Source organism: Methylobacterium sp. Leaf93 (assembly GCF_001422345.1).
Taxonomy (GTDB): Bacteria; Pseudomonadota; Alphaproteobacteria; order Rhizobiales; family Beijerinckiaceae; genus Methylobacterium; species Methylobacterium bullatum.
In genome coordinates this window covers 1-12699 of record NZ_LMMS01000023.1, presented here as the reverse complement: position 1 = coordinate 12699, position 12699 = coordinate 1, and the positions used below count along the sequence as shown (strand labels likewise).

Below are 12699 nucleotides of genomic sequence, written 5' to 3'. Positions count from 1 at the left end.
TTAGCATCAACTCGCAGGAGGCGTCGTCGTTGCCGTCAGGTCCGCAGCGCCCCGCCCACCAACCACGCCGGGTCGAACCAGCGGTCGGCCTCGCCGTCATAGGGCAGGCGGGTGATGTCCCAGTTCTGGATGTACTTGGCGTAGACGTTCCAGACCGTGATGCCGCCACCGACGAAGATGCGCCGGCCCGGATAGCGCTTGAGCACCTCTTCCGGGTCCTCGTGGCTGCGGATGACGTCGATGGTGCGGTCCTTGAAGGCGAATTCCGGAACGGAGGCCACGGTCTTCGGCCCGGCGATCAGCACGTGCCCCATGGTCAGCGCGAAGAAGCGCGTCACGTCCTCGACGAAGAGCGGATCGGTGTTGCCCTCCCAGGGCAGGTGCCCGTTGAGGCCCAACTGGCCGCGCAGGCCGATGGCGCAGATGCAGCGAACGTCGATCATGATCGGAGGCCCTCAGAAACTCGACACGATTCCACCCCGCGACCTCATCCTGAGGTGCCGGAGCGAAGCGCAGGCCTCGAAGGAGGGCTCCAGAACTCACAGAGCGATCTGGAGCCCTCCTTCGAGGCCGCTTCGCGGCACCTCAGGATGAGGTAGGCCGGGTGGGACTCATTAAACCGCTCTAAGCCGCCATCTGCGGCGTCAGCACCCGGTCGCTGGGGAAATCGTAGATCTTGCCCGATTGATCCCAGACCGGGCTCGCGAGCCGCACGAAATGCGGAGCGAGGTCGTCCGGAGTCTTCAGTGTGGTCTCGTCCTCGCCCGGCATCGCCGCCTTGCGCATGGAGGTGCGCAGCGGGCCGGGGTTGAGGAGCATCGCCTTGATTGGCGTGGTCTCGGTCTCCGCCGCATAGGTGCGCACCAGGGCGTCGAGAGCGGCCTTCGAGACAGAATACGGTCCCCAATAGGCCTTGCATTTCTGCGACGCGCCGGAGGTGACGAAGATGGCACGGCCCGCATCCGACATTCGCAGCAGCGGGTCGACGGAGCGCAGCAAGCGCCAGTTGGCGGTGACGTTGATGTCCATCACCTGCGCCCAGGTCTTGGGCGTCACGTGGCCGAGGGGCGTGAGATTGCCGAGGATGCCGGCATTGCCCACGACCACGTCGAGCTTCCGCCAGCGCTCGTGGATGCTGAGACCCAGCCGGTCGATCGCGTCGAAATCGGTGAGGTCGAGAGGCACGAGCGTCGCGCTCGATCCCGCCTGTCGGATCGCGTCGTCGAGCTCCTCTAGTGCCCCTTGCGTCCTGGCGACGGCCACGATGTGCGCGCCCGCCTCGGCGAGGGCCAGGGCCGCCGCCCGGCCGATGCCGCGCGAGCAGCCGGTGACGAGGGCGATGCGGCCGTCGAGGGGCTTCGTCATGGGTCGGATCAATCCGCTTCGGCGAGCATCGCGAGACGCTTCGGCCCGGCGATGGCGAGGTCGGTCAGGCCGGTCGGGTAGTCGCCCGTGAAGCAGTGATCGGTGTATTGCGGGCAGGATTCATTGCGACTCTCCTCGCCCATGGCCTTGTACAGCCCCTCGATGGAGAGGAAGGCCAGGGAATCCGCTCCAATATAGCGGCGCATGCCTTCGAGGTCGTGGGTGGCGGCCAGCAGCTTCTCGCGCTCGGGCGTGTCGATCCCGTAGAAATCCGGATAGGTGATCGGCGGCGAGGCGATGCGGAAATGTACCTCGCGCGCGCCGGCCTCGCGCATCATCCGCACGATCTTCACCGAGGTGGTGCCGCGCACGAGACTGTCGTCCACGAGGACGATGCGCTTGCCTTCCACCACAGCGCGGTTGGCCGAATGCTTCATCCGCACGCCGAGTTCGCGCACGGACTGCGTGGGCTGGATGAAGGTGCGCCCGACATAGTGGTTGCGGATGATGCCCATCTCGAAGGGCAGGCCGGTCTCCTGCGCGAAGCCAAGCGCCGCCGGCACGCCGGAATCCGGCACCGGGATCACCACGTCGGCGGCGGTGGCGGATTCGCGGGCCAGTTCGTGGCCGATATTCTTGCGGACGGAATAGACGCTCTTGCCGTTCACCACGGAATCCGGCCGGGCGAAGTAGATGTATTCGAAGATACAGGGGCGCATGGGCTGCGCTGGCGCGAACCGGATCGATTCGATGCCCTCCTCCGAGATAACGACGATCTCGCCGTTCTCCACGTCGCGGATGAACTTCGCGCCGATGATGTCCAGTGCACAGGTCTCGGAGGCGAGGATGTAGCGCCCGTCGAGTTCGCCGATGACCAGGGGGCGGATGCCGAGGGGATCGCGAGCGCCGATGAGCTTCTTGTTGGTGAGCGCCACGATGGCGTAGGCACCCTGGACCTGGCGCAGTGCCTCGGTGAAGCGCTCGACGATGAGGGGCGCGCGGCTGCGGGCGGCGAGGTGCAGGATCACTTCCGTGTCGGAGGTCGACTGCGTAATCGCGCCGTCACGGACGAGGTCGCGACGGATGGAGAGGGCGTTGGTGAGGTTGCCGTTATGGGCCACCGCGAGACCGCCGCTGGCGAGTTCGGCGAAGAGCGGCTGGACGTTGCGGAGGATCGTGCCGCCGGTCGTCGAGTAGCGCACGTGGCCGATGGCGGCCCAGCCTTCGAGATGCTCGATGGTGGAGCGGTCGGAGAACGAATCACCGACGAGGCCGGGCCGGCGTTCGGAATGGAAGATGTGCCCGTCGAAGGAGACGATGCCCGCTGCCTCCTGGCCCCGGTGTTGGAGGGCGTGGAGGCCCAGTGCCACGATGGCCGAGGCGTCCGGATGGCCGAAGATGCCGAAGACGCCGCACTCCTCGCGCAGCGTATCCCCGTCCCGGTCCAGCCCATCCACCACGTCGACCGAATGGCGGGCGCTCGCGCTGCGTGCTGACATCTGGTTCTGCGATCCTAAGGTGGCCCGCCGCTGCCGAGTTCGGCACCGTCCACGGACCGGCTTGCATCCTGCGACCGTTTTATGACGACGGCCGCTTCCTGCAAGAAGCCGTCATTTAGTCGGCCTTCGCCCAGCAACCAAGCGGCATGCCACGCAGATCAGACGCGCTGCGTGAGAAGGTCAGCGCCGGGCCGGCGACTCGGTGCGGCGTTGGGCAGGTGCCGCATCGCCGTCGGCCGCCGGTTCGGCGGGATCCGCCGCATCGCCCTTCGACTTCTTGAACTGCTTTAGGAAGCCTTCCGGATTCTCGGGCAACTGCGCCACAAGGGCGTCCCCCGATTTCTCGAGCATCGGACGGCTGCGGGCCTGCGCCGCCCAATCGGGCATCTTGCCCTGGACCAGCCAGGCCAGGAACACCCAGCCGATCACACAGATCAGAAAGCCGCGTCCCGCGCCGAAGACGAGGCCGAGGGACCGGTCGATCGCGCCGATGCGCGAATCGAGGATCATGTCGGAGACCTTCACCGTGATGATCGAGACGATGATGAGCGTCGCGAGGAAGATCGTCGCGATGGAGGCGACCAGCGCCACGGTGGCGTTGGAGACATGCTGGCTCACGGTGGGCAACAGCAGGGGATAGAGCTTCCAGGCGACCGCCGCGGCGGCGACCCAGGCGACGATGGCCAGCACCTCGCGTGTCGCCCCGCGCACTGCGGCCAGCAGGGCCGAGATGACGACGATGCCGAGAACGGCCAGATCGAGAACGGAAAACGGCATTGAATGGTATGGTCGCACGGGGCAGAGGGGCTGACGATGGCCTGCTCGTGCGGCTCCCCCTCGCCGCCGCGCCTGTATATCGTGCGGAAACTCGGCCGTCACCCTCCGCCACGTCCTCCCTTTGCCGGCCTCACTCGTCGTCCTCGTATTCGTACCGCGCCGGGTTGCGCTCGGGCCGGCCGCGCTTGGGCGCGCCGCTGGCGATGCCAGCTACCAAGTCGGCGATGTGGCGCAGGGCTTCGGTGGGCAGGGCGCCGTCGCCGGTCTCGTTGCGGCCCTGCGGGGTGACGGCCTTGGCGAAGCCGAGCTTCAACGCTTCCTTCAGCCGCGACGGCGCCTGGGCCACGGGGCGGATGGCGCCCGACAGTCCGATCTCGCCGAAATAGACGGTCTCGCCCGGCAGGGCCGCGCCCGACAGCGACGAGACCAGGGCGGCCGCCACCGCAAGGTCCGCCGCCGGTTCGGTGATGCGCAGGCCTCCTGCGACGTTGAGATAGACGTCGTGGGTGCCGAGCCGGATGCCGCCATGGGCCTCCAGCACCGCGAGCACCATGGACAGGCGGTTGGGATCCCATCCCACCACGGCGCGGCGGGGCGTGCCGAGGGAGGAGGGCGCCACCAGGGCCTGGATTTCCACCAGCAGGGGCCGCGTGCCCTCCATGCCGGCGAAGACCGCCGTGCCCGGCGCCGCGTGGTCGCGTCCCGCGAGGAAGAGCGCCGAGGGGTTCGGCACCTCGGCGAGGCCGCGATCGGTCATCTCGAACACGCCGATCTCGTCGGTGGGGCCGAAGCGGTTCTTCACTGCGCGCAGGATGCGGAAATGGTGGCCCTGGTCGCCCTCGAACGAGGCCACCGCATCGACCATGTGCTCCACCACGCGGGGGCCTGCGATCTGACCGTCCTTCGTCACGTGGCCGACGAGGATCACTGCCGTGCCCGTGGTCTTGGCGAAGCGGATCAGCGATTGGGCGGAGGACCGGACCTGGGTCACCGTGCCGGGGGCCGATTCCACCGTCTCCGTCCACATGGTCTGGATCGAGTCGATGATGGCGAGCGCGGGCGGCCGGCCCTGGCTCAGGGTCTCGACGATGTCCTCGACATTGGTCTCAGCGGCGAGGTCCACCGCCGCGCTCGACAGGCCGAGACGCTCGGCCCGCAGGCGCACCTGCGCCACCGCCTCCTCGCCGGAGATGTAGACCACGCGCTCGCCGGTGCGCGCCATGGCGGCGGTGGCCTGCATCAGCAGGGTCGACTTGCCGATTCCGGGATCGCCGCCGAGCAGGATCACCGAGCCGCGCACGAAGCCGCCGCCGGTCACCCGGTCGAGTTCGCCGATGCCGGAGGGAATGCGCGGAGCCTCGCGGGCCTCGCCGGTGAGCCCTTCCAGAGGAAACACCCGCCCCCGCGCCCGGCTCGGCCGCGTCTTGACCGGACCGGCCTGCGGGCCGCTCGCCCCCGTCTCCTCGACGATCGTGTTCCAGCCGTTGCAGGCCTCGCAGCGGCCGCGCCAGCGATTGTAAACGGCGCCGCAGGATTGGCAGACGAAGGTCTGGTGGATCTTGGCCATGATCGCCTTTTGAGGAAGCAGGACGGCAGGCTACGGCCATCCAACCCGCCGCCTCATCCTGAGGTGCCCGCGCCAGCGGGCCTCGAAGGAGGCGTCCAAGGCCCGCGGCGCTATCTGGAGCCCTCCTTCGAGGCCGACGCTTTGCGTCGGCACCTCAGGATGAGGCGGGGGATTTGGAATCACCGGATCCGTCGATGCACCCTACATAGCGACGAACATATCGTGAACCAAGGCCGGTCAGGATTTCGTAGCCGATGGTGCCGGCGGCGTGGCCGACACTGTCCACGTCGAGGGAATCGCCGATGAGGGTCGCGGGTTCGCCGCGGCGGGCGGCGGGCGCGTCGGTGACGTCGAGGATGATGAGGTCCATTGAGATCAGGCCGACGATGGGGCAGGGCACCCCGCCGACGAGGGCATGGCCTCGCCCGCTCGCCGAGCGGGGATAGCCGTCGGCATACCCCACCGACAGGGTGGCGAGCCGGCGCGGGCCGGGGGCGATCCAGCGCGCATTGTAGCCCGCGCCGTCTCCGGCAGCGATCTCGCGGACCTGAGCGATCGACGCTTCGAGGCGGACGACCGGCTGCATCGGGTTCGGCCGTCCCGGGGTCGGGTTGCCGCCGAAGAGGGCGTAGCCCGGACGGAGCAGGTCGTTGGCGACGCCCTCGCCGAGGTAACAGCCGGAGGAATTGGCGAGCGAACCCGGAATGCCGGGATAGGCGCGCAGGACGTCCCCGAACGCCTCGCATTGGCGCCGGTTGATCGCCTCGTCCGGCCGTTCGGCGCTGACGAGATGGCTCATCAGCAGGTCGATCCCGGCGGCTGGGACGATCGGGTCGCCGGCGAGCGCCAGGGCTTCGGGGACGGTGAGGCCGAGGCGGTTCATGCCTGTATCGACGTGAAGGGCCGCCGGAAGCGGCCGGCCCATCTCCGCCCCCAGAGCCGCCCATTCGTCGAGTTCCTCGCGCGATCCGAGGACCGGGCGCAGGGCGTGCGCGGCGAGGACGGGGCTGCTGCCGGGCGTAAGGCCGTTGAGGACATAGATCGCCGCTTCCGGTAGGAGCGACCGCGCTGTGACCGCCTCGCTCGCATGGGCGACGAAGAACGTCCGGCAGCCGGCCCGCCACAGGACCGGGGCGACCGCGGCCAGACCGCAGCCATAGGCATCGGCCTTCACCACTGCGGCACAGGGGATATGCGGGGCCTGCGCGCCGAGCCGGCGCCAGTTCTCGGCGATGGCCGCGAGGTCGATGGTGAGGCGGGCACCGTGAATGGCGGCCTCCGGATGAGCGATCGACATGGCGGGATCTCGTTCGAGCGCGGTGATCGGGCAGTCTCCGCTGCCTGCAAATCTCATGTGAGGAGTGCGAGTCTACCGTCTCTCGCAGGGTGAGCCATAGAGACGACGCTCTTTGTAGCGCCCCTCCCACCCCCTTGCGGGGCTCACGGATTCTCAACCGCTCTTTCAAGCAGGCCGCGTCCCTCTTCCTTGCGGGGAGAGGTTAGGAGTGGGGGGCCCCTCGATCGGCTGAGGCTTGCGGAACCACCCCCACCTCCAACTCCTCCCCACAAGGGGGAGGAGGGCCCCCCTCACTCGGCGGGGATGGTCCGATCACATGCGCTCCGGCATCCGGTCTTCGCTGGCCAGATCCGAGAACCGCGTGATGTTGGCGTCGAACTGCAGCTCCACCGTGCCGGTGGGGCCGTGGCGCTGCTTGCCGAGGATGACTTCGGCCTTGCCGTGGACGCGGTTCATCTCGGCTTCCCAGGCGAAGAATTCCTCGGTGCCTTCGCGGGGCTTCTTGTTGTTGACGTAGTATTCCTCGCGGAACACGAACATCACCACGTCGGCGTCCTGCTCAATGGAGCCCGATTCACGAAGGTCAGAGAGCTGCGGGCGCTTGTCGTCGCGGTTCTCCACCTGACGCGAGAGCTGCGACAGACCGATGATTGGCACCGCCAGTTCCTTGGCCAGCGCCTTCATGCCGGTGGTGATCTCGGTCATCTCCTGCACGCGGTTGTCGCTGCGCTTACCCGAACCAGAGAGCAGCTGCAGGTAGTCGATGATGAGGAGGTCGAGGCCCTTCTGGCGCTTCAGGCGGCGGGCGCGGGCGGCGAGCTGCGCGATGGAGATGCCGCCGGTCTGGTCGATATAGAACGGGATCGTCTGCATGTCCCGGGCGGCATCGGTGATCTTGTAGAAGTCCTCCGGTCGGATGTCGCCGCGGCGGATCTTGTAGGACGGCACGCCGGATTGCTCGGCGATGATACGGGTGGCCAGCTGCTCGGCCGACATTTCGAGGGAGAAGAACCCGACGATGCCGCCGTTCTTGGTCTCGATCCGCCCGTCGGGCTGTTTCTCGCCCCGGTAGGCCTTGGCGACGTTGAAGGCGATGTTGGTCACCAGCGAGGTCTTGCCCATGGCGGGGCGGCCGGCGAGGATGATCAAGTCGGAGGATTGCAGGCCACCCATCTTGGCGTCGAGGTCCGACAGGCCGGTGGCGATGCCAGAGAGCTTACCGTCGCGCTGGTAGGCCTTGGCGGCCATGTCCACGGCGGCAGTCAGCGCATCGGAAAATTTCTGGAAGCCGCCATCGTACTTGCCCGATTCGGCGAGCTCGTAGAGCCGTCGCTCCGTGCCTTCGATCTGGTCGCGGGGCGAGGATTCCACCGGCGCCTCATAAGCGCCGTTGACGAGATCCTCGCCGATGGTGATCAGCCGGCGGCGAATGGCGAGATCATAAATGGTGCGGCCGTAATCGCCCGCGTTGATGACCGTGGTGGCCTCGGCCGCGAGGCGGGCGAGATACTGCATCACCGTCTGGCCGCCGAGATCGGCGTCACCGAGATAGGTCTTGAGCGTGATCGGGGTCGCGAGCTTGCCGACCTTGATCAGCGAGGCGGCGACCTCGAAGATCTTGCGGTGAACATCCTCCATGAAATGCTCGGGCAGGAGGAAGTCCGAGATCCGATAATAGGCGTCGTTGTTGACCAGGATGGCGCCGAGCAGCGCCTGTTCCGCGTCGATGTTGTGGGGCGCGACGCGGAACTCCTGCGTGACGCTCTGGAGGTTTGCCGTCAGGGCGTTGGGCAGGGCCATGGGCTGACTCGAGGCTCCGACTTCTTCGACACCGCGCGGCGATTCCATCACCACGCCATTCCGCTACCGCACGACCATGGCCCAGGCATGGTTAGCCGAACCTTAGCCGATTCGCGCGACGCGCCTTTCGCGCCACCCTCTCATCTCATCCTGAGGTGGCCGGGTGGGATGGAGAGTGCCCTCACGGCAACACGAAAAACGCCTGCCACCCCTTTCGGAATGACAGGCGCTATGCTGGAACAAATCGGGAACCAGTCAACCCCTTCGGGCGATGATCCCCGTTCTCCACCGGTTGTGGACGAGGCTTACTCGCGGTCGTCGCCGGCCTCGGCGAGAGCGGCGCCGACTTCGAGGCCGAGGTCGTCGAGGTTAAACGCCTCACGCTCGGTGGTCGATTCGCCGCGGGCCTGACGCTCGGCCTCTTCCGGCGAGCGGGCGACGTTGACGGTGACGGTCACCTCGACCTCGGGGTGCAGCACCACCGGCACATTGTGCAGGCCGAGCGTCTTGATCGGCTGGTTGAGGGCGAACTGGTCGCGGCCGACGGTGAAGCCCTCGGCAGTGACGACTTCGGCGAGATCGCGGGTGGAGACCGAACCGTAGAGCACGCCGGTCTCGCCCGACTGGCGGATCAACACGAAGCTCTTGCCCTCGAGGGTCTCGGCGACGGACTGCGCCTCGGTCTTGCGCTCCAGGTTGCGGGCTTCGAGCTGCGCGCGCTGGGTCTCGAAGTGCTTCTTGTTGCCGGCGGTGGCGCGCAGGGCCTTGCCGCGGGCGAGGAGGAAGTTGCGGGCGTAGCCCGGCTTCACGTTCACGGTCTCGCCCATCTGGCCGAGCTTGGCGACGCGCTCGAGGAGGATGACTTCCATGGTTTTGGTCCTTGCTGGGGTGGGGTGTCTGGAGAGAGATCCGGCCGCGTGATGCGGGAGACGGGCCTCAGGTTCGTCCGGCGTCCTCCTTGGGACGGCGCCGGTTGAAGGCGGTGTCGGCGAGGCCGAACAGCGTCAGGGCGAACAGCGCGACGCCGTTGGTGGCCAAGAGGACGAAGTAAAGTCCGAATAGGAGTGCTGGCCGAGCTGGCAGAAACCGACTTCTATCATGGAAGGCCGCAAGCCCTTGAAGTTGGAAAGCAGCAGCTAAAGCACCGAGCAATGCGATGCCAAGGGCTCCAATGGAGCCTGATGCACTTGCCAATATAATCCCTGCTGCAAGCAAGCCAAGAATTGTGCGGGGCATTTTCGTTGAGGGGATATCTGGCCAAGGTCGTGGCAACCTCCCAGAAACCCGAACAATGCGTGCGGATACCCAAAGATAGAGGGTAAGCAGTGTCGTCAGCGCATGGGTAGCAAAAGCAGGAGCTATCGCGACGAATGATTCAACAAGTTTTACTTGAAGCTCTGAAGGCGATTCGACGTTTGAGCTTTGGTCTTTCGGAAGCTTTTCCGCGACTGTATCACTTGCCGAAGGCAATTGGCTTTGGCTCTCTTTGGAAGGTGTCTGCGGAACAATCCGATCTTGAGACTGAAGCTTGACGGCCTCAAGGACGGTAGCCCTTAATCTAATCTGTAGTTCGCTATAGTTCGGCGCTGCAATGACGGTCACCGCCACGAAAGCCGTGCCGGCGGTCCAGGCGAGAAGACGCCCGGTCGGGTACCATTCCATGGTGCCGTCGGCATTCGGACGACCGAGAAGGGCGAGATAGGCCAGCCACCAGGCCGGCAGCGCCAGATAGGCGAGGAAGCCGAGGCCGAGGAAGGGTTGTAGGAAGGCAAGCGCGACGGCGCCTGTGATCGCAGCGACGAGGGCGGCCTTGTGGCTCCAGCCGAGGCCCACGATCAGGATCGGGAGCGGGGCGAGCAGGTAGAGAACGATGGACAGCAGCGTGCCCTTCAGCAGGACGCCGAAGAGGAGTGCGGAGACGAGGCCCGCGCCGATGCCGATACCGAGAAACTGTGTCATCGATCCCGCTGTCCCGCTGTCCCGAAAGGGGCAGGGTTAGAGGCGTTTCATTTCGCCCCAACGACGTCCGGCAGCGTGCTTGCGGCCGGCGTAGACTTCCCTCCCCCTTGTGGGGAGGGATCGAGGGTGGGGGCGGCGCCGCCAGCCTTCACAGGCCGAGGGCCGCCCCCACCCCCAACTCCTCCCCACGAGGGGGAGGAGGGGACCTCGTGGAGAGGTCGAGGCTTACTTGATCACGTAGGGGAGGAAGCCGAGGAAGCGGGCGCGCTTGATCGCCTGGGCGAGCTCACGCTGCTTCTTGGCCGACACCGCCGTGATGCGCGACGGCACGATCTTGCCGCGCTCGGAGACGTAGCGCGACAGGAGCTTGACGTCCTTGTAGTCGATCTTGGGAGCGTTCGCGCCCGAGAACGGGCAGGTCTTGCGACGACGGAAGAAGGGACGACGTCCGCCGCCCGCACCACCACCACCAGCGGCAGGAGCCGCACCAGGTCCAGCACCGAAACCCATGGCTTAGTTCTCCCCGCCGAAGCTGCGCTCGGGACGGTCGCCGCGATCACCGCGGTCGCCACGATCCCGGTCGCCACCGAATCCACCACCACCGAAGCCTTCGTCGTCACGACGACGGCCGCGCTCGCGATCCTTGCGGTCGTCGCGGTCGCGCTTCTGCATCATCGCCGACGGCTCGGACTCGAGCTCTTCGACGCGGACGGTCATGAAGCGCAGGACGTCCTCGGAGATCTGCATCTGGCGCTCCATCTCGGCCAGAGCCGCCGGGGGGGCGTCGACGTTGAGGAGCGTGAAATGCGCCTTGCGGTTCTTCTTGATGCGGTAGGCGAGGGACTTCACGCCCCACATCTCGATCTTCTCGACCTTGCCGCCATTGGCTTCGATGACGCCCTTGTAGGTCTCGACCATGGTCTCGACCTGCTGGGCCGTCACGTCCTGGCGCGCCAGGAAGACGTGTTCATAAAGAGGCATAACGGGCCCTTCATAGCAAAAGGGGCCCGACGGCACGGATGTGCGGGTGTCGATCGTCGGGCCGGTTCAACGCGTTTCGCCCGGCGCCAAGCCCTTCGAGCCGTTTGAAGGCCCGAGCGGTTGATCGAAGGCGGAGACACGGGACGATGGAGCGAACTCCGCATGCCGGACAAGCCGACACCGTCCGTTCAGCCCCCAGCCGGAGCGAACACGAGTTGCGGCGCATAGACGAGTTCGTGCGGGATGGCAAGGATGACGGTACACATGATCGCCCCGATCCCAGCGGCAAGGAAGCCCGCGAATCGATCCGCATCCGGTGATAGAGGAGCGTCGGGAACGCGCACGCCGCGTTGGAGGATCGCCGATGCAGGGCCGAAACCGAGCCGCCGCCCTTCTGTTCTGTCTCTCCACATTCGGCCCGGCCATCGCCGACGAGCCCGTGCTGCAGACGGTCGATTACGCCAACACGCGCTATTCGAAGCTCGACCAGATCAACGCCGGCAACGTGAAGCAGCTGCAGGTGGCCTGGACGTTCTCGACCGGCGTTCTGCGCGGTCACGAGGGTTCGCCCCTCGTCATCGGCAACATGATGTACGTCCACACCCCCTTCCCGAACATCGTCTACGCCCTGGACCTCGACAAGGACGGCGTGATCGTCTGGAAGTACGAGCCCAGGCAGGATCCGAGCGTCATCCCGGTGATGTGCTGTGACACGGTCAACCGTGGCCTGGCCTATGCCGACGGCGCCATCATCCTGCACCAGGCCGACACCACCCTGGTTTCCCTCGATGCCAGGACCGGCCGGGTAAACTGGTCCGTGAAGAACGGCGATCCGGCGGTCGGCGAGACCAACACCGCCACCGTGATGCCGGTGAAGGACAAGATCATCGTCGGCATCTCTGGCGCCGAGTACGGCGCGCGCGGCCATATCACCGCCTAAGATGCCAAGACCGGGACACGGCTCTGGCGCGGTTACTCGACGGGGCCGGACTCGGACATGATCGTCGATCCGCAGAAGACCACATCCCTCGGCCGGCCCATCGGGGAGAATTCGTCCCTCGCGAGTTGGGAGGGCGACCAGTGGAAGACCGGCGGAGGGGCGACCTGGGGCTGGTACTCCTACGACCCCGACCTCGACCTCATCTATTACGGCACCCCCAACCCCTCGACCTGGAATCCGACGCAGCGTCCCGGCGACAACAAGTGGACGACGGCGATCGTCGCTCGCAACCCGGATACCGGCATGATGCGATGGGTCTACCAGATGACGCCCCACGACGAGTGGGACTACGACGGCGTCAACGAGATGATTCTTACGGATCAAACGATCGACGGCCGGACGCGTCCGCTTCTCACCGAGGCTGTGTGAGAACGCTTTTGCGGATTTGACGGACCTGACAGCGCAAGGCCCAAAGGGACCGGGCTTTCAGCCTCGGATGGCGGCGATGAGCGGG

The 12699-nt window shown here is 66.5% G+C and carries 11 protein-coding genes and 1 pseudogene; 1 reads left to right on the top strand and 11 read right to left on the bottom strand.

The window, feature by feature from the left end:
• Positions 1-35: 35 nt before the first annotated feature.
• The 11 genes from ASF26_RS11825 to rpsF form a co-directional block, all read right to left on the bottom strand.
• Positions 36-443 (bottom strand): dihydrofolate reductase, encoded by a 408-nt coding sequence (locus ASF26_RS11825; protein WP_056253924.1) that lies wholly within the window; start codon positions 441-443, stop codon positions 36-38.
• A 181-nt stretch (positions 444-624) separates the two neighbouring features.
• On the bottom strand, positions 625-1365 hold the full coding sequence (locus ASF26_RS11820) for an SDR family NAD(P)-dependent oxidoreductase (protein ID WP_056253920.1): 741 nt from the start codon (positions 1363-1365) through the stop codon (positions 625-627).
• Between the two features lie 8 nt (positions 1366-1373).
• Positions 1374-2864: an amidophosphoribosyltransferase gene (gene purF / locus ASF26_RS11815; protein ID WP_056253915.1), complete on the bottom strand. Its 1491-nt coding sequence runs from the start codon at positions 2862-2864 to the stop codon at positions 1374-1376.
• A gap of 180 nt (positions 2865-3044) precedes the next feature.
• Entirely contained in the window at positions 3045-3641 is a 597-nt protein-coding gene (locus ASF26_RS11810) for a CvpA family protein (RefSeq protein ID WP_056253911.1), read from the bottom strand.
• 130 nt (positions 3642-3771) lie between these two features.
• Complete coding sequence (gene radA / locus ASF26_RS11805; RefSeq protein ID WP_056253908.1) at positions 3772-5208, bottom strand: DNA repair protein RadA; 1437 nt, start codon at positions 5206-5208, stop codon at positions 3772-3774.
• A 154-nt stretch (positions 5209-5362) separates the two neighbouring features.
• Positions 5363-6505, bottom strand: a complete 1143-nt coding sequence (alr, locus tag ASF26_RS11800) for an alanine racemase (protein WP_156462978.1) — start codon at positions 6503-6505, stop codon at positions 5363-5365.
• Positions 6506-6817: 312 nt separating this feature from the next.
• Positions 6818-8305 (bottom strand): replicative DNA helicase, encoded by a 1488-nt coding sequence (locus tag ASF26_RS11795; protein WP_056254796.1) that lies wholly within the window; start codon positions 8303-8305, stop codon positions 6818-6820.
• A 305-nt stretch (positions 8306-8610) separates the two neighbouring features.
• Positions 8611-9174 carry a 50S ribosomal protein L9 gene (gene rplI, locus ASF26_RS11790; protein WP_056140488.1) on the bottom strand — a complete coding sequence of 188 codons (564 nt, stop codon included), beginning with the start codon at positions 9172-9174 and terminating at the stop codon, positions 8611-8613.
• 67 nt (positions 9175-9241) lie between these two features.
• Entirely contained in the window at positions 9242-10264 is a 1023-nt protein-coding gene (locus tag ASF26_RS11785) for a DUF2232 domain-containing protein (RefSeq protein ID WP_056253903.1), read from the bottom strand.
• Between the two features lie 225 nt (positions 10265-10489).
• On the bottom strand, positions 10490-10774 hold the full coding sequence (gene rpsR / locus ASF26_RS11780; RefSeq protein WP_056253899.1) for a 30S ribosomal protein S18: 285 nt from the start codon (positions 10772-10774) through the stop codon (positions 10490-10492).
• Positions 10775-10777: 3 nt separating this feature from the next.
• Complete coding sequence (gene rpsF / locus ASF26_RS11775) at positions 10778-11245, bottom strand: 30S ribosomal protein S6 (protein ID WP_018045048.1); 468 nt, start codon at positions 11243-11245, stop codon at positions 10778-10780.
• 364 nt (positions 11246-11609) lie between these two features.
• Between rpsF and ASF26_RS11770 the strand changes: the two are divergent.
• Positions 11610-12602 (top strand): annotated as a pseudogene (locus ASF26_RS11770) (PQQ-binding-like beta-propeller repeat protein); the annotation flags it as partial.
• Positions 12603-12699: the final 97 nt, after the last annotated feature.

Bases quoted from the DNA above. Each gene is read 5' to 3' on its own strand.
- ASF26_RS11825 (WP_056253924.1), bottom strand. From the start codon at position 443: ATGATCGACGTTCGCTGCATCTGCGCCATCGGCCTGCGCGGCCAGTTG.
- ASF26_RS11820 (WP_056253920.1), bottom strand. From the start codon at position 1,365: ATGACGAAGCCCCTCGACGGCCGCATCGCCCTCGTCACCGGCTGCTCG.
- purF (WP_056253915.1), bottom strand. From the start codon at position 2,864: ATGTCAGCACGCAGCGCGAGCGCCCGCCATTCGGTCGACGTGGTGGAT.
- ASF26_RS11810 (WP_056253911.1), bottom strand. From the start codon at position 3,641: ATGCCGTTTTCCGTTCTCGATCTGGCCGTTCTCGGCATCGTCGTCATC.
- radA (WP_056253908.1), bottom strand. From the start codon at position 5,208: ATGGCCAAGATCCACCAGACCTTCGTCTGCCAATCCTGCGGCGCCGTT.
- alr (WP_156462978.1), bottom strand. From the start codon at position 6,505: ATGTCGATCGCTCATCCGGAGGCCGCCATTCACGGTGCCCGCCTCACC.
- ASF26_RS11795 (WP_056254796.1), bottom strand. From the start codon at position 8,305: ATGGCCCTGCCCAACGCCCTGACGGCAAACCTCCAGAGCGTCACGCAG.
- rplI (WP_056140488.1), bottom strand. From the start codon at position 9,174: ATGGAAGTCATCCTCCTCGAGCGCGTCGCCAAGCTCGGCCAGATGGGC.
- ASF26_RS11785 (WP_056253903.1), bottom strand. From the start codon at position 10,264: ATGACACAGTTTCTCGGTATCGGCATCGGCGCGGGCCTCGTCTCCGCA.
- rpsR (WP_056253899.1), bottom strand. From the start codon at position 10,774: ATGGGTTTCGGTGCTGGACCTGGTGCGGCTCCTGCCGCTGGTGGTGGT.
- rpsF (WP_018045048.1), bottom strand. From the start codon at position 11,245: ATGCCTCTTTATGAACACGTCTTCCTGGCGCGCCAGGACGTGACGGCC.